Below are 15,007 nucleotides of genomic sequence, written 5' to 3' on the forward strand. Positions count from 1 at the left end.
GTCTAGTAGAAGGTGGCGACGATCCCGCTGAGCAGCGCGATGTCCTGATCGCGCGACAGCCGGTGGTCGCCGTCCTTGACGAGGGTTACCTGTATGTCGTCCGAACGCAGCGCCTCGGCAAGGCGCAGGCTGGTCTGCCACGGCACGTCCGCATCGCGCTGGCCGTGGAGCAGGCGCACCGGGCAATCGACAGGGATCGCGCCATCGAGCTGCAGATGCGTCTCGGCATCGGCGAAGAAGCCGGGATGGGTCGGCGTCGGATCGGGGCCATAGGGATTGTCTTCATACACCACCTCGCCCTTCGCCAGCGCGGCGCGCTTGGCCTCGTCATAGCCCCAGCGGGTGAAGTCGGGCGCGGGCGCGATGCCGATCATGCCCGTGCACTTGCGGCCCAGGGCGCGCGCGACGAGTAGCATCAGCCAGCCGCCCATCGACGACCCGACCAGCAGGCAATCGCCCTCGACGCGCTCACCGATCAGCGCGAGCACCTCGTCACGCCAGCGCGACAGGGTGCCGTCGGCGAAATCGCCCTCGCTTTGGCCGCACCCCGAATAGTCGAGCAGCAGGCACGGGCGACCCTTTTCGCGCGCCTCGGCAAACAGGGCGGTCGCCTTGCCGCCTGCCATGTCGGACATGTAGCCGGGCAGGAAGACAAGGGTCGGCCCGTTGCCGATGATGTGGCGAAAGGCTATTTTCCGGCCCGAAGGCAGGGTGGTGTGCTTGAGATCGTGCATGCGCGCCTTGTGCCCGTTGCCGGATGCCGAACGCAAGGGCCGAGCGCGGGACATCGGGACACGCGCATAGCTTGTCAGCGGCACTATCGCCGTGCCAACAAGTGCCATGACCCAGACCGAACCCGGCCAGCAGCCCGACCGCCCCGCAACCGCAATTTCGCGCCGCGGGGTCTTCGCGCTCGCAGGGGCGGGTGCCGCGATCGCGGCGATGCCCGCCAGGGCGCATGGCTTCGGCCGCGGCTTCACCCATTCGGTCGCAAGCGGCGAACCACATGCCAACCGCGTGCTGCTATGGACCCGCTATGTCGCCGATGACGAGGCGCAGCTTCAGTGGCAGGTCAGCCGCGACGCCGGTTTCACGGCAGTCGTCTCCGAAGGCGCGGCAATCGCATCGCCCGCGCGCGATCACTGCGCCAAGGCAATTGCCAACGGCCTTGCACCCGACAGCTGGTATTATTTCCGCTTCACCGCGCCCGATGGCAGCCATTCGCCGGTCGGTCGCACGCGCACTCTGCCCGAGGGACCCTCGCAGCGTTTTCGCATGGCGGCGTTCTCGTGCTCGAATTTCGGTTTCGGGTGGTTCAATGCCTATGCCCATGCCGCCGAAGCGAACGATGTCGATCTCGCGGTGCACCTGGGCGATTACATCTATGAATATGGCGCAGGCACCTATCCCTCGCCCGAACAGAAGCTGACGGGCCGCGATATCGCGCCCGAAAGCGAGATTGTCGCGCTCACCGATTACCGCCTGCGCTATGCCACCTATCGCGCCGACCCGGATCTCCAGCGGCTCCACCAGGTGCTGCCGATGATCGCGGTGTGGGACGACCACGAAAGCGCGAATGACAGCTGGGAACACGGCGCGCAGAACCACCAGGGCGATACCGAGGGCAGCTGGGATGCGCGCAAGGCCGCGGCCAAGCGCGCCTATCGCGAATGGATGCCGGTCTCCGACGAGCCCTATGCTGCCTACGAGGTGGGGGATCTTGCGACCCTGTTCCGGCTCGACACAAGGATCGAGGGGCGCGACGAACAGTTCGATATCGGCCAGCTGGTCGCGGGCCGCGACAACCCGCAGGCCATGGTCCAGGCGCTCGCCGCGTTTCGCGAGGGGCGCTATGCTGACCCCGAAAGGCAGTTGCTCGGCGCGGCGCAGGAGCAATGGCTTGCCGACGGCTTGCGGGCATCGAAAGCGCGCGGCGCACGTTGGCAGGTGCTGGTCCAGCAAGTGCTGATGGGCAAATTGTCATCGCCTGACCGATTGCTCGACCTTCTCGGAGACAATGTTCCCGCATTCGCGCGCAACCGCCTGCGTGCCGCCGCTCTCGCGCGCGCTGCGGGGTTGCCGCTCAACATGGATGCCTGGGACGGCTATCCCGCCGCGCGCGAACGCCTATTCGAAGCCGCGCTTGCCGCCGATGCCGAACTGATCGTGCTCGCCGGCGATTCGCACAATGGCTGGGCGTTCGAGCTCGCGCATGGCGAGGCGCGCACCGGGGTCGAATTCGGCGTGCCATCGGTCAGTTCGCCGGGGTTCGAGACCTATCTTGCCGCGATCCCGCCTGACCAGATGGCGGCAATGCTGGTGGGCGCGAACGCAGAGCTCGCCTGGGCCGACACTGCGCAGCGAGGCTACATGGCGGTCGAACTGACGTCGGAGCGCGCGACCAGTGAATTCCGGTTCGCCAGCGGCATTCGCCAGCGTTCGAGCCGGCTGGCCGGAACGCACCGGATCGCGGTCGAAGCGGACGCGCGCCGGATCAGCACCTGATCGGTGCAGCGTATCGCCGCCAAGCCGGAACATTGCTGCGCCTTTCCCGTTGATTGGGCAAAGGAGACAGACATGATTGGCAAGATTATCGGCGCCGCCGTGGGCGGCTCTATCGCGAAGAATACCAAGGGCATTGGCGGCACGACGGGTGCCATGCTCGGCGCCGCGGTTCCCATGGTGCTCAGCCGGATGAGCATCCCTGCAATGCTCGCGATCGGCGCAGGCGGCTGGGCGCTCAAGAAATACATGGGCAAGGACGAGCTGCCCGAACCGCGCGACAAGAAAACCGCGCCGGTGGCGAGCCCGCCGCAGCCCAAGAAGGGCGATCCGGCGACCGCCTGATGGCAACGAAACAGAACGAAAAGGGGCCGGCAGCGCGAACTGCCGGCCCCATTTTTCGTGTGCGTTTCGAGCGCGCTTCAGTCGCGGCTGAAAATGTCCTCGATCGCGAGGTCGAACACCTCTGCGATGCTGAAGGCCAGCGGGAGCGAGGGATCGTAGCGCCCCTTCTCGATAGCGTTGACGCTCTGGCGGCTGACCCCCAGCCTGTCGGCAAGGTCCTGCTGGCTCCAGTCGCGCTCGGCGCGCAGGACTTTCAACCGGTTGTTCAACGGATCTCTCCGTAGGTGCCGTATTTGATCTTGTTCGCGATCGCGCCGATCCCGATGCCGACGCACCACAGGGTCGGCCACCAGAACGCCGCGACCGGATCGACCTGATTGTAGGTTTCGAGAAAGCCCCAGATCGCTGCCAGCGTAAAGGCGATGCCGGTCGCGATCAGCCCCTGGCGGACATAGAGCAGGCGGTAGAACTCGTCCTGCTCCTCGACGATCAGCGCCCCGAAAATCCAGATCACGCCTGCAAAGGAGAGCCCCGGAAGCAGCGCGAGCAGGAAGGCGAGCGGCCCGGTCACTCCGCGATCCTCGATCATGTTTTCGGCGAGGAAAAGGGTGAGCAGGTAGAACGCCATCACCAGCGCCATGCGCGTGAGGTAGCGCTGGCTCGCCTTGCCCTTCTGCCGGGTGAAGGTCTTCACGATCGCAAAAACCATCAGCGCAACCGGCACGATCGTGAGGACATAGGCGGTGGTGATGCCGATCGCGTCGCTTTTCCAAAGGAACAGCACCATCAGCGCGCTCAGCACCGAAGAGATTGCGGCAACGAGGCATGAGCGCCCCGATGCGTCGGGATGGGTCGCAGGCTCGGTCATGATCAGCAGCTCCGCCCGCACCCGCGGGAGGCGAAGAGCGAGCCCCAGGCCGCGCCGGACAATCCGGCGATGATTCCGAAGGACGCACCGTCCTCCAGCCCGGAACCGCGCGCGGCGATAGCGGCGGCGATGATCGCACCTGCCCAGATGAGAGCTTTGGCTGGGGTCGTCATGGTCAAGGTTCCTTTCAACTATGGAAAGGATACTTGTCATTGATTCACGGCGCTGTCAAGCACGCTTTCCAAAATGGCGCGGGTGCTTTCCGCCATTTTCGCTATCGAGCCGGTTGCAGGTGACATTGCCGGCACCGCTCGCTACATCTTCCGCACATGGCCAACCAACTGCCCACGACTACCACCACGACAACCTCGGATATCCGGGGGCGGTCGCGGCTGGGCTAGCCAGCAGCACCTGCCACCCGGTTTCGGGTGGCGCGGTGTCCTCCCGAAATCGCTGCAACGGACCAACACCGCTCTTCCGGTGCGCGCCGCTTTGGCTTAAGGCGCCCGCCAAACGAGACGGATGTAAGCGATGACCGAAGTTCTGAAGATCAGCCTGCCCGACGGATCGGTGCGCGAAGTCGAGCCGGGGTCGACCCCTGCCGACGTGGCCGCAGCGATCGGCCCGGGCCTTGCCAAGGCCGCCCTCGCCGCGCGCGTCGATGGCGAGGTGCGCGACCTCGACCGCCCGTTCGAAGGCGATGCCGAACTCGCCCTGATCACCGCGAAGGACGAGGCCGAGGCGCTCGAACTGGTGCGCCACGATTACGCCCACGTGCTTGCTGAAGCGGTGCAGGCCTTGTGGCCGGGCACGCAGATCACCTTTGGCCCTGCCACCGATGACGGCTTCTATTACGACGTCATGGCGCCTGAAAGCCGCGAACCGTTCGGCATCGACGATCTTCCCGCGATCGAGGAAAAGATGCGCGAGATCATCAAAGCAGACAAGCCGCTGCGCCGCGAGGTGTGGAGCCGCGAGGACCTGATCGCCAAGTGGGAAAGCGAGGGCGAGACCTTCAAGGCAGAATGGGCCAGGGAACTGCCCGAGAACGAGGAGCTGACCGTCTATTGGTCGGGCGATGACTGGCTCGACATGTGCCGCGGCCCGCACCTTCCCTCGACCGGCCGGCTCGACCCGCAGGCCTTCAAGCTCACCCGCACCGCGGGCGCTTACTGGCGCGGCGACCAGAAGAACGCGCAATTGACGCGCATCTACGGCACTGGCTGGCTCAACAAGAAACAGCTTAAGCAGCACCTGATGCGGCTGGAAGAGGCGGGCAAGCGCGACCACCGCAAGCTGGGCCGCGAGATGGACCTGTTCCACCTGCAGGAAGAAGCGCATGGCAGCGTCTTCTGGCATCCCAAGGGCTATCGCATCTGGCGCGAGCTCGAGGCCTATATGCGCCGCAAAATGGATGGCGGGGGCTATCGCGAGATCAAGACCCCGCAACTGATGGACGTGCGCCAATGGACCCAGTCGGGCCACTGGGGCAAATATGCCGAGAACATGTTCGCGGTGCCCGACATCGTGCCCGAGGTCGACGAGCTGGGCGATGTCGGTGCCAATCCCAAGGTCGCAGACGATGCCGACTGGATGGCGATCAAGCCGATGAACTGCCCCGCACATGTGCTGGTCTTCAAGCAGGGCATCACGTCCTATCGCGACCTGCCGATCCGGCTGGGCGAGATGGGCTGCTGCCACCGCAACGAACCGCACGGCGCGCTTCATGGCCTGATGCGGGTGCGCCAGTTCACCCAGGACGATGCGCATATCTTCTGCACCGAGGACCAGGTGGTCGAAGAAGTGCGCAAGTTCTGCGCGCTCGCCGACAGCGTCTATCGCGATTTCGGCTTCAGCTATCACGTCAAGCTCGCGCTGCGGCCCGAGAAGCGCTTCGGTTCCGATGCCGACTGGGACAAGGCCGAACAGGAATTGCGCGATGCCGTGGCCGAGGCGGGCATGGACAATGACGAATATGGCTGGGAAGAACTGCCCGGCGAAGGCGCGTTCTACGCGCCCAAGCTCGAATGGCACCTCACCGACGCGATCGGCCGCACCTGGCAGGTCGGCACGATCCAGGGCGACCGCGTGCTGCCCGAACGGCTCGATGCGACCTATGTCGGCGAGGACGGCGAGAAGCACCGCCCGGTCATGCTCCACCGCGCGATCTTCGGCTCCTACGAACGCTTCATCGGCATCCTGATCGAGCACTATGCGGGGCGCCTGCCGAGCTGGCTTGCCCCGGTGCAGGCAGTGGTGGCGACGATCGTTTCGGATGCCGACGGCTACGCGAACGACGCCGTGGCCAAGCTCGAGGCGGCGGGCATCCGCGTTGAAGGCGATCTTCGCAACGAGAAGATCAACTACAAGGTCCGCGAACACAGCCTCGCCAAGGTTCCACACCTCCTGGTGGTGGGCAAGCGCGAGGCCGAGGAAGGCACGGTCGCGGTCCGCACGCTGGGCGAGAAAGAGCAGCGCGTGATGAGCCTCGATGAGGCTATAGCGATGCTGAGCGAGGCTGCCACCCCGCCCGACATGCGCGACTGATCGCGGCGGACGGAAGCGCGAACGCAATGGAACTGATCGCCGGCTATGGCTGGGTGCAGGTCGCGGTCGCCGTGGCAGCGACCTTTCTATCCGCTTTCGTGCGCGGGTTGGCCGGGTTCGGCATGGCGATCCTGCTGGTGCCGATCCTCGCCCTGACCCTCACGCCGATCGAGGCGGTACTGATCATCAATTTCCTCGCGCTGTTCATCGGTCTGAGCGAACTCAAGATGTTCCTCGCCCATGCCGAGCGTTCGGCCTGGATCATCGGCGCCCTCGTGCTCGTCTCCACCGCTCCGGGGCTGATCCTGCTCGCCGCCACGCCGCCCGATCTCGCGCGCTTCCTGATTGCCCTGGTTGCGCTCTCGGCCTTTGCGCTGATCCTGCTCCCGGTGCGCGAGCCGCATCCGCCCGGCGCGGTCACGACCGGCGCGGCGGGCCTGGCCAGCGGGTTGCTGACCGGGTTTGCCGGGATGCCCGGGCCGCCGGTGGTGCCGTTCTATGTCGGCCGCCGGATCGCGCGCCAGACCGCCAAGGCCTCGATGCTGCTGATCTTCACCATTGCCGCCTTCGCCGGGCTGGTCTCGGGCTATGCGATCGGCGAGTTGGGCTGGCGATTGTTCTATCTGGCGCTGCTATTGTTCCCCGCCGTGCTGCTCGGCAACTGGCTCGGTTCGCTCGCTTTCGGCAAGGTCAGCGATCACGTCTGGCGCAGCTTTGTCGCGGTCACGCTGGCAGCCGCCGCGATCGCGGCGCTGGTCAAGCTGCTATGAGTACTTGCGCCTAGAGAGGGAGCGGCTGGCCGGCGAGGATCAGCGCCGCGCCGCATCCGAGCACGATCGCGCTGCGGGCGATTTCGACCTGGCGAATCCGGACCGCGTGGAAGGTATTGCGCGAAAGGGCGATGGCTGTGCTCATGCCCGCGATTTTCGCCCACAAGTGCTAATGGGCCGTTAAGCTCTTGCCGATGGCATTTGCTGGCTGGCGCAGTGGAACCCGCCGCCCCCTGCCAGCACCGCCTCTGCGCGAATTCCCAATGTCTCGCGATCGGGAAACAGCGCGGCGATGGCAGCGACCCCGTCCGCATCGTGCTTCGACCCGAAGGTCGGCACCACGACCAGTTTCGATGTGATCGCGAAATTGACATAGCTCGCCGGTTCCACCGCGCCTTCGCGGGTGACGAGGCCGGGCGAAGGGATGGTGACGACCTCGACGCCTGCCTCGCGGGCGCGGATTCGCGCATCGGCATAGATCGCGGCATTGGGATCGTCGGCGCCGGTCGCTTCGGGCACGACGAGGCGGTTCGGCCCGACGAACCGCGCGAGATTGTCGACATGGCCGTCGGTGTGGTCGTTGATCAGTCCCTCGCCCAGCCACAAGACCCGGTCGAAGCCGAGCCTGGCCTTGATCTCGCGCTCGATCTCGCCGCGCGCCATGCCGGGATTGCGATTGGGATTGAGCAGGCATTGCTCGGTGGTCGCGACCAGCCCGGTCCCGTCCCCGTCGATCGCCCCGCCTTCGAGCACCATCGGAGAGGTGACGACGTCGAGCCCGGCATCGCGTGCAAGCTCGGCCCCGATCTCCTGGTCGCCGGGCATGAGATACTTGCCGCCCCAGCCATTGAAGGCGAAGCGCCGCGCCTGCCGTTCGCCTTGCGAATCGACGACGAGCGGGCCGGTATCGCGCAGCCAGATATCGCCATATCCGCGCCGTTCGAGCGTGACCGCCCCGCTCACCAACGCGCGCGCGCGGGCTTCGTTGGCCTCGTCCCGGACCAACAGGCGGACGTCCTGCCCGCTGTCAGCGACCGCGTTGGCGAAGGCGGCGATCTGCTCCTGCGCCGGTTCGAGCCAGCCGGGCCATTCCTCGGCCAGATGCGGAAAGCCGATCCACAGCCAGTCCTGCGGCGCCCATTCAGGGGGCATCAGGAGGGCCATGGACCGGCTTTCGCGTTTCGTTCGTGCGGGCGGATCAGCAGCCGGCTTCGGCTGCCGCGCAGGCCTCGTCGCGGGTGGCGCGGAATTCGTCACCCTCGTTCCAGTTGGGCCAGCTGGTGCTCATCGCCATCATCCGGCCGAGACGGTAGAACAGCTGCAAGTCCTGCATCACGCCTGCCCAGTCCCAGTTCTCGTCGAACTCGTCCTTGGGGCCGTGATAGCGGTTCTCGCGATATTCGGCGCCCACTGCGGCACCCGCATCGCGGCCACCTTCGACGAGGTCCTCGCCGCCATCGACATAGAGCATCGGCACGCCCTGCTTGGCGAAGGCGAAGTGGTCCGAACGGTAGTAATAGCCCGCTTCGGGGTTCGGGTTGGAGGTGAGGTCGCGGCCCACGTCCTCAAGCGCTGCAACGAGGAAATCGTCGAGCTGCGACTTGCCCGGACCGACCACGGTCACGTCCTTGGCAGGACCTGCCACGAGGAAGGCGTCCATGTTGATGCCGCCCACGGTCTGTTCGAGCGGGAAGACCGGGTTCGAGGCGTAATAATAGGCGCCCAGCAGGCCCGATTCCTCTGCCGTCACCGCGAGGAAGACCAGGCTGCGCCGCGGCGCGCCGGCCTTGGCATGGGCCTCGGCAAGCGCGACCAGCGCGGCGGTCCCGGTCGCATTGTCGACCGCGCCGTTGCAGATATCGTCGCCGTCATCGGCGGCCGGCAGACAGGTGCCAAGGTGATCCCAGTGCGCGGTGTGCAGCACGTATTCGTCGGGAGCCTCGGTCCCCGGCAGCACGCCAATCACGTTCTGCGAGGAGAAGGTGCGGAAGCTGTTTTCAAAGCTGGTCGAAGCCTCGAGCCCGAGTTCGACCGCCTGGAAATCCTCGGTCTTCGCAGCGGCGCTCAGCTCGTCGAGATCCTGTCCTGCTGCCGCGAGGATTTCGCGCGCGGTGTCCTTTTGCACCCAGCCATTGACGGTGGTCATCGGCGGCGGGTTGTCGCCGCGCGCGGCATAGGCCTGCGGGCCGCCCCACGAGCTTTCGACCACATTCCAGCCATAGCTTGCCGGATCGGTGTCGTGGACGATCAGCGCGGCGGCAGCGCCCTGGCGGGCGGCTTCTTCGTATTTGTAGGACCAGCGGCCGTAATAGGTCATCGCCCGGCCGTTGAAGGTGCCATCGAGCCCCTCGGTCTCCCAGTCGGGGTCGTTGACGAGGATCACCACCGTCTTGCCTTCGACATCGACGCCCTCATAGTCGTTCCATCCCCGTTCGGGCGCGTTGATGCCGTAGCCGACGAACACCATCTCGCTATTGGCGAGCTGGGTGCGATCGTCCTCGCGATAGGTGACGCCGGTCCACTCGCTGCCATATTCGAAGGCCAGCGCGGTCTCGCCGCCAGTGATGGTGAGCGGCGCGAAATTGGAACCGGTGATCTCGATCAGCGGCACTTCCTGGACCCAGCTGCCATTGTTGCCGGGTTCGAGCCCTGCCGCGGCAAAACGTTCGGTCAGCAGCGAGACGGTCAGCTCCTCGCCCTCGGTCCCCGGCATGCGGCCGCCGAACTCGTCGGAGGACAGCTGGCGGGTGATGTCGATCATGGTCTCTTCGGAGATGTCGCCATCCTCGACCTCGGGGATGTCGAGCGCGGTCTCGCCCGCACCCATTCCGGGCAGCATGCCGTCGCAGCCAGCCAGCGCGAGCGCGCCAGCAGCGAGCGCGCCAAGAGCATATGCGCGTCTGATCATGGGAAATGTCCTCTCGTAATCGCGAAACTTCTGGCGCTTCTCTTGCAGATGGCCTTGCGGGTCGCAAGCCGCCTCTGCAAAGACCCGTGACGAATGGCACGAACCGAGCATCCCTGCTGGAGCGACGCGCTGGACCGCGCCCGGGCCCATGCGCCCTTTCTCGCGCGGGCGCTCGAAAAGCAGGCGCCGCTTACAGAGCTTCTTGCAGAGGGCCGGATCGAGGAATCGCTGGAATGGGCCCGCCAGCGCGGCGAGCACGAGGATGCCGGCATCGGCCTGCGCCGCCATCGCTACGCGCTTGCCGCGGCGCTGGGAATTGCCGACCTTGCCGGGGCCTTCGACCTTGCGCGGGTGATGGACGAGCTTACCCGTTTCGCCGACCACGCGCTCGATCGCGCGATCCGCGCCGCGATCGAAGAACGCACCGGCGAGGCCGAGGCCACCGGCATGATCGCGCTCGCGCTCGGCAAGCAGGGGGCAGGCGAACTCAACTATTCCTCCGACATCGACCCGATCCTGCTCTACGACCCCGACACCCTGCCGCGCCGCGCGGGCGACGATGCGGGCGAGACCGCGCAGCGTTACGCCCGCCGCGTGGTCAAGCTGTTGTCGGAGAACACCGCCGAGGGTTACGTGCTGCGGGTCGATCTGCGGCTGCGTCCGGCGGCTGAGGTCAGCCCGCTGGCCGTGCCGCGCGCATCGGCGCTCGCGCATTACCAGGGACAGGCGCTCGCATGGGAGCGTGCGGCCTTCATCCGTGCGCGAGCGGCGGCAGGCGACAAGGAGGCCGGCGAGCGCTTCCTTGCCGATATCGCGCCCTTCGTCTGGCGCACCAAGCTCGACTTCGGCGCGATCGAGGAAATTCGCGAGCTTACCCGCAGGATCCGCCAGAACCACGATGGACCGCAGCGCCCTGGCCCGGGCTTCGATCTCAAGCGCGGCCGCGGCGGGATTCGCGAAATCGAGTTTTACGCCCAGACCCACCAGCTGATCCACGGCGGGCGCGATCCCGCGCTCAGGGTGCGCGGAACGCGCGCGGCGCTCGATGCCCTGGCCGAGGCCGGGCGGATCGAGGCCGGCGATGCACGCGTGCTCGGCGAGGGCTATGATCGCCTGCGCCAGCTCGAACACAGGTTGCAGATGGTCGGGGACCGGCAGACCCATTCGCTCCCGCCAGGCGAAGCGCTCGATCACGTCGCCCGGCTCGACGGACTGGCCGATGGCGCCGCGCTGGTGGCGGAGCTGGAGGAATTGACCGCGCGCACGGGTCGCATCTACGAGGAGCTGATCGGCGAGGAGAAGCGCGCCGAGAGCGCAGAACCCGAGCGCAGCGGGCTTGCCGACCGGCTCGGCAATCTCGGATTCGACAGCCCCTCGGCGCTCGCCGCGCGGATCGCCGAATGGCGCGACGGGCGCTATGCCGCGCTGCGCTCGCCCCAGGCGCTCGAAGCCTTCGACGCGTTGCTTCCCGCTCTGCTCGAGGCCTTTGCCGACAGCGACGATCCTGCCCGCGCCATTACCCGCTGGCAGAACATCATCGAGCGCACCCAGTCCGCGATCACCGTGTTCCGCCTGCTTGCCGCCAATCCGGCGCTGCTCGAACGGCTCGTGGCCGCGCTCACCTTGTCGCCCACGCTCGCCGACCAGCTGGCGAGGCGCCCCGACCGGCTCGACGTGCTGGTCGAGGACGAGACGCTTCCCACCGCGCCCGATGCAGACGGTTTCGCCGAGCGGATGATGCACGACCTCGTGCGCGACGATTACGAGGCGCGGCTCGACGCGATCCGGCGCGAGACCGGCGAAGCGCGCTTCATCCTCGGCGTGCGACTGATCGAGGCGGAGCTCGAACCGGTTGCCATCGCCCGCGCGCTCGCCGATCTCGCCGAGGCTGCGATCCGGATCGCGGCGGAAGCGGCCGAGCGCGAATTTGCCCGCGAACACGGCCACATCGAGGACGGCGAGCTGGTGATCCTGGGGCTCGGACGGCTTGGCGGCGGGGTGCTCACCCATGCCTCGGACCTCGACATGGTCTATCTGTTTACCGGCGATTTCACCGCGCAATCGGACGGGGCGCGTCCGCTCGGCGCCACGCTCTATTTCAACCGGCTGGCGAGCCGGGTGACGGCTGCGCTGTCGGTCCCCACCGCGCAAGGCGCGCTCTACGAAGTCGACACGCGGCTGCGTCCGCAAGGCAATCAGGGCCCGCTCGCGGTCTCGCTCGAGGCGTTTGCCAAGTACCAGCGCGAAAGCGCCTGGACCTGGGAACACATGGCCCTCACCCGGGCGCGGACCCTGTCAGGGTCGCCCGAGGCCCGCGCAAGGGTGCAAGCCATCATCACCGAGGTGCTCGCCAAAGAGCGCGACCCCGACGAATTGCGCAAATCGGTGCTGGGAATGCGCACCGAGATGGCCTTGCACAAGCCGGCCCGCGGACAGCTGGACGTGAAGCTGCTGCGCGGTGGGCTCGTCGATGTCGAGTTTCTCGTCCACTTCCTGCAATTGCGCGACGCGGCCCGGTTGCAGGCGCAGGCACCCGCAGCGCTCGACCCTGACCTTCACGCCAGCATTGCCGGACTGGTCGAGGCGGAACTGCTCGATCGCGCCATGATCGATGCGCATGAACTGATGACCAACCTGCTCGTGGCGAGCCGGCTCCTCGCACCCGACGGGCGCAGGCCGCCAAGGGCCGCGGCAAGGGCCCTGGCGCGCGCTTGCGGACGCGCGGATTTCGCGCAATTGACCAAGGACCTCGCCATTGCCCGCGCCTCGGTCGCGCGCCAATGGACCGACACATTCAACGAAGCACTGGAGATCGACCGATGACCACCGTTCCGCAGGCAGGCGATGCCATGCCCGATATCCCGCTCGAGACACCCGATGGAGGCAGCGTGAAGCCGTCCGATTTCGCCGGGCGCAAGCTTGCCATCTTTTTCTATCCCAAGGACAACACGCCCGGCTGCACCACCGAGGCGAAGGATTTTTCCGCGCTCAAGGCCGATTTCGAGGCCGCCGGCACCGCGCTGCTCGGAGTGAGCAAGGACAGCGCGAAAAAGCACCAGAACTTCATCGCCAAGCACGACCTCACCGTCGACCTCGCCACCGATGCCGCCGAAGACGGGCTGTCCGATGCGCTCGGCATCTGGACCGAGAAGAAGATGTACGGAAAGACGTTCATGGGAATGGTGCGCACCACCTATCTCGTCGATGAAAAGGGCCAGATCGCGCGCGTGTGGAACAAGGTGAAGGTCAAGGGGCACGCCGAAGAGGTGCTCGAGGCCGCGCGCGCGCTTTGACGGGCCGGAGAATGAACAGCCTTGCCGCGGCGATCCGCGCCGCGCTCCTTACCGCAGACCCGCGCGCCAAGTGCTTCGCTGCGCGCGATGTCGCGCGGCGCTGGCGGCTGGGAAAGCTCGGTTTCGTCTTCGATACCGCCATGCCCGACGAGCCCGCGCGCCCCGACCGGCCCGAACTGCTGCCGCCGCGCGACATGCCCAAGCGCGGCAAGTTCGGGTCGCCGCGCGGACAGATCGCGCTGTGGCATAGCCTTGCCCATATCGAGTTCGTCGCAATCGATCTCGCGCTCGACATGGCGGGGCGGTTCGGCGAGCAGATGGGCGAGCAATTCGTCTCGGATTTCCTCTGGGTCGCCGCCGACGAGGCGATGCATTTCGCACTGCTGGCGCGCAAGCTGGAAAGCATGGGAAGCCATTACGGAGCGCTGCCCGCACATGGCGGCTTGTGGCAGGCCGCGCACGAGACGCGGCACGATGTCGCGGCGCGGCTGGCGATCGTTCCGATGGTGCTCGAGGCGCGCGGGCTCGACGTGACGCCGGCAACCCGCGACCGGGTTCGCGGCGCAGGCGACGAGCACGGCGCGCGCATTCTCGAACGCATACTTGACGACGAAATCCGTCACGTCGCTTTCGGGTCAAAGCACTTTATGCAGGTCGCCAGATCGCGCGCTGCGAATCCCCAGGATCTGTGGAAATGCTTGGTTCGCGAGCACTTTCGCGGCGGTCTGAAGCCGCCATTCAACGACTCGGCGCGTCTCGCAGCCGGTTTGTCGCGGGAGTTCTACGAAGGAGTTGCGTCTTAACGAATCGGCCCGATAACTGACGCCACACCAAGGCCACGGGTAGGCTTTGGCGCAATGTCAGAACGCAGAGGCGCCCCGCAAGGTTCCCGCCGATCAGAAAAAAATGCGTTCGACTTGAGGATTTTTCGGCGCTCGGCGCCAGTTTGGACGGGTCACAGATGAACACGCTTGCAAAGCGCCCCCTTTTCGCGATCGCTGCTGCCCTTGGCGCTGCGATGAGCCTCGTTGCAAGCCCGGCTTCTGCCAATTCCTCGGCCAATGCGGCGGCTTCCGCCGACCTCGCCGAGCCGGCACGCGAAGCGCAGGCCGCAACGCTCGCCAATGGTGACGAGCGGTTCCGCGAACTGTTCGCCAGCTGGAGCGCGCTCGACAATGCCGGCCCTGCAACCAGCGGCATGCCCGCCACGATCACGCAGCGCCCGACCATTTCGGTGCCGTCGCGCATGCCGCTTGGCGGTGCACGGATGTCGAGCGGATATGGCATGCGCGATCACCCGGTGCTGCGCCAGCGCCGCCGTCACAACGGCGTCGATCTGGCCGCGCCCACCGGCACCCCGGTCTATGCCACCGCAGACGGCCTCGTGGGACGTGCGGACTGGTTCTCGAGCTATGGCCTTTACGTGGCGATCGATCACGGCGCCGATCTCGAAACGCGTTACGCGCACATGTCGCGTCTGGCGGTCTCGGCTGGCGAGCGCGTCAAGGCCGGCGACATCATCGGCTATGTCGGTTCGACCGGCCGTTCGACCGGGCCGCACCTTCATTACGAAGTGCGCGTCGACGGGGTTGCAGTGAACCCCATTCCCTATATGCTGGAAACCGAAACGCAGACCCGCATGGCTTCGAGCAGCACCGACCTGCTCCCGGGCCGTCGGCGTGCTGGCGGCGCTGGCGGGGACTGACCGCCGGACAAGAGGCTAACCCGCCTGGAAGCGGGTCGGACATTGGAGAGGGTGTCCGAGCATGGGCGG

The 15,007-nt window shown here is 66.5% G+C and carries 15 protein-coding genes; 8 read left to right on the plus strand and 7 right to left on the minus strand.

What is annotated here, in order from left to right; all coding sequences use genetic code 11:
* Positions 1-2 precede the first annotated feature (2 nt).
* Positions 3-734, minus strand: coding sequence for an alpha/beta fold hydrolase (locus tag ACKTSM_RS02435; protein ID WP_407875555.1), 732 nt, complete (start codon positions 732-734; stop codon positions 3-5).
* 106 nt (positions 735-840) lie between these two features.
* Here ACKTSM_RS02435 and ACKTSM_RS02440 point away from each other — a divergent pair, with 106 nt between their 5' ends.
* Complete coding sequence (locus ACKTSM_RS02440) at positions 841-2,505, plus strand: alkaline phosphatase D family protein (protein WP_407875556.1); 1,665 nt, start codon at positions 841-843, stop codon at positions 2,503-2,505.
* A gap of 72 nt (positions 2,506-2,577) precedes the next feature.
* Entirely contained in the window at positions 2,578-2,847 is a 270-nt protein-coding gene (locus tag ACKTSM_RS02445) for a hypothetical protein (protein WP_407875557.1), read from the plus strand.
* Between the two features lie 77 nt (positions 2,848-2,924).
* Here ACKTSM_RS02445 and ACKTSM_RS02450 read toward each other — a convergent pair whose 3' ends face one another.
* From ACKTSM_RS02450 to ACKTSM_RS02460, 3 genes are read right to left on the minus strand one after another with little or no spacing between them, the layout of a single operon-like run.
* Complete coding sequence (locus ACKTSM_RS02450; protein WP_407875558.1) at positions 2,925-3,116, minus strand: helix-turn-helix transcriptional regulator; 192 nt, start codon at positions 3,114-3,116, stop codon at positions 2,925-2,927.
* The gene (locus tag ACKTSM_RS02455) at positions 3,113-3,715 is read right to left on the minus strand and encodes a hypothetical protein (RefSeq protein ID WP_407875559.1); all 603 of its coding nucleotides are present in this window, start codon (positions 3,713-3,715) and stop codon (positions 3,113-3,115) included. Before ACKTSM_RS02455 ends, ACKTSM_RS02450 begins: the two co-directional genes overlap by 4 nt.
* A 2-nt stretch (positions 3,716-3,717) precedes the next feature.
* Positions 3,718-3,888, minus strand: a complete 171-nt coding sequence (locus ACKTSM_RS02460; protein WP_407875560.1) for a hypothetical protein — start codon at positions 3,886-3,888, stop codon at positions 3,718-3,720.
* Positions 3,889-4,246: 358 nt separating this feature from the next.
* Here ACKTSM_RS02460 and thrS point away from each other — a divergent pair, with 358 nt between their 5' ends.
* Both thrS and ACKTSM_RS02470 read left to right on the plus strand, forming a co-directional pair.
* Positions 4,247-6,262 (plus strand): threonine--tRNA ligase, encoded by a 2,016-nt coding sequence (gene thrS, locus ACKTSM_RS02465; protein WP_407875561.1) that lies wholly within the window; start codon positions 4,247-4,249, stop codon positions 6,260-6,262.
* Positions 6,263-6,288: 26 nt separating this feature from the next.
* The gene (locus tag ACKTSM_RS02470) at positions 6,289-7,032 is read left to right on the plus strand and encodes a sulfite exporter TauE/SafE family protein (RefSeq protein ID WP_407875562.1); all 744 of its coding nucleotides are present in this window, start codon (positions 6,289-6,291) and stop codon (positions 7,030-7,032) included.
* Positions 7,033-7,042: 10 nt separating this feature from the next.
* On the opposite strand, the gene ACKTSM_RS02475 is transcribed toward ACKTSM_RS02470, so the two are convergent.
* From ACKTSM_RS02475 to ACKTSM_RS02485, 3 genes are read right to left on the minus strand one after another with little or no spacing between them, the layout of a single operon-like run.
* Positions 7,043-7,177 (minus strand): hypothetical protein, encoded by a 135-nt coding sequence (locus ACKTSM_RS02475; protein WP_407875563.1) that lies wholly within the window; start codon positions 7,175-7,177, stop codon positions 7,043-7,045.
* A 35-nt stretch (positions 7,178-7,212) separates the two neighbouring features.
* Positions 7,213-8,184 (minus strand): agmatine deiminase family protein, encoded by a 972-nt coding sequence (locus ACKTSM_RS02480; protein WP_407875564.1) that lies wholly within the window; start codon positions 8,182-8,184, stop codon positions 7,213-7,215.
* Positions 8,185-8,230: 46 nt separating this feature from the next.
* On the minus strand, positions 8,231-9,940 hold the full coding sequence (locus ACKTSM_RS02485) for a M28 family metallopeptidase (RefSeq protein ID WP_407875565.1): 1,710 nt from the start codon (positions 9,938-9,940) through the stop codon (positions 8,231-8,233).
* Between the two features lie 93 nt (positions 9,941-10,033).
* On the opposite strand from ACKTSM_RS02485, the gene ACKTSM_RS02490 reads away from it, so the two are divergent.
* The 4 genes from ACKTSM_RS02490 (at position 10,034) to ACKTSM_RS02505 (ending at position 14,938) form a co-directional block, all read left to right on the plus strand.
* Positions 10,034-12,763: a bifunctional [glutamine synthetase] adenylyltransferase/[glutamine synthetase]-adenylyl-L-tyrosine phosphorylase gene (locus ACKTSM_RS02490; protein WP_407875566.1), complete on the plus strand. Its 2,730-nt coding sequence runs from the start codon at positions 10,034-10,036 to the stop codon at positions 12,761-12,763.
* A complete protein-coding gene (locus ACKTSM_RS02495) occupies positions 12,760-13,233 on the plus strand; it encodes a peroxiredoxin (protein ID WP_407875567.1) in 474 nt (157 codons plus the stop codon). Before ACKTSM_RS02490 ends, ACKTSM_RS02495 begins: the two co-directional genes overlap by 4 nt.
* 11 nt (positions 13,234-13,244) lie before the next feature.
* Complete coding sequence (locus ACKTSM_RS02500) at positions 13,245-14,036, plus strand: ferritin-like domain-containing protein (RefSeq protein ID WP_407875568.1); 792 nt, start codon at positions 13,245-13,247, stop codon at positions 14,034-14,036.
* A 158-nt stretch (positions 14,037-14,194) separates the two neighbouring features.
* The gene (locus ACKTSM_RS02505) at positions 14,195-14,938 is read left to right on the plus strand and encodes a M23 family metallopeptidase (protein ID WP_407875569.1); all 744 of its coding nucleotides are present in this window, start codon (positions 14,195-14,197) and stop codon (positions 14,936-14,938) included.
* Positions 14,939-15,007: the final 69 nt, after the last annotated feature.

This window comes from Qipengyuania nanhaisediminis (assembly GCF_045862805.1).
GTDB lineage: Bacteria > Pseudomonadota > Alphaproteobacteria > Sphingomonadales > Sphingomonadaceae > Erythrobacter > Erythrobacter nanhaisediminis_A.

What these genes read in the sequence shown, in the direction of transcription:
- ACKTSM_RS02440 (WP_407875556.1), top strand. Translation starts at nt 841, where the DNA reads ATGACCCAGACCGAACCCGGCCAGCAGCCCGACCGCCCCGCAACCGCA.
- ACKTSM_RS02460 (WP_407875560.1), bottom strand. Translation starts at nt 3,888, where the DNA reads ATGACGACCCCAGCCAAAGCTCTCATCTGGGCAGGTGCGATCATCGCC.
- ACKTSM_RS02500 (WP_407875568.1), top strand. Translation starts at nt 13,245, where the DNA reads ATGAACAGCCTTGCCGCGGCGATCCGCGCCGCGCTCCTTACCGCAGAC.
- ACKTSM_RS02495 (WP_407875567.1), top strand. Translation starts at nt 12,760, where the DNA reads ATGACCACCGTTCCGCAGGCAGGCGATGCCATGCCCGATATCCCGCTC.
- ACKTSM_RS02485 (WP_407875565.1), bottom strand. Translation starts at nt 9,940, where the DNA reads ATGATCAGACGCGCATATGCTCTTGGCGCGCTCGCTGCTGGCGCGCTC.
- ACKTSM_RS02435 (WP_407875555.1), bottom strand. Translation starts at nt 734, where the DNA reads ATGCACGATCTCAAGCACACCACCCTGCCTTCGGGCCGGAAAATAGCC.
- ACKTSM_RS02480 (WP_407875564.1), bottom strand. Translation starts at nt 8,184, where the DNA reads ATGCCCCCTGAATGGGCGCCGCAGGACTGGCTGTGGATCGGCTTTCCG.
- ACKTSM_RS02490 (WP_407875566.1), top strand. Translation starts at nt 10,034, where the DNA reads ATGGCACGAACCGAGCATCCCTGCTGGAGCGACGCGCTGGACCGCGCC.
- ACKTSM_RS02505 (WP_407875569.1), top strand. Translation starts at nt 14,195, where the DNA reads ATGAACACGCTTGCAAAGCGCCCCCTTTTCGCGATCGCTGCTGCCCTT.
- ACKTSM_RS02445 (WP_407875557.1), top strand. Translation starts at nt 2,578, where the DNA reads ATGATTGGCAAGATTATCGGCGCCGCCGTGGGCGGCTCTATCGCGAAG.
- thrS (WP_407875561.1), top strand. Translation starts at nt 4,247, where the DNA reads ATGACCGAAGTTCTGAAGATCAGCCTGCCCGACGGATCGGTGCGCGAA.
- ACKTSM_RS02455 (WP_407875559.1), bottom strand. Translation starts at nt 3,715, where the DNA reads ATGACCGAGCCTGCGACCCATCCCGACGCATCGGGGCGCTCATGCCTC.
- ACKTSM_RS02470 (WP_407875562.1), top strand. Translation starts at nt 6,289, where the DNA reads ATGGAACTGATCGCCGGCTATGGCTGGGTGCAGGTCGCGGTCGCCGTG.
- ACKTSM_RS02475 (WP_407875563.1), bottom strand. Translation starts at nt 7,177, where the DNA reads ATGAGCACAGCCATCGCCCTTTCGCGCAATACCTTCCACGCGGTCCGG.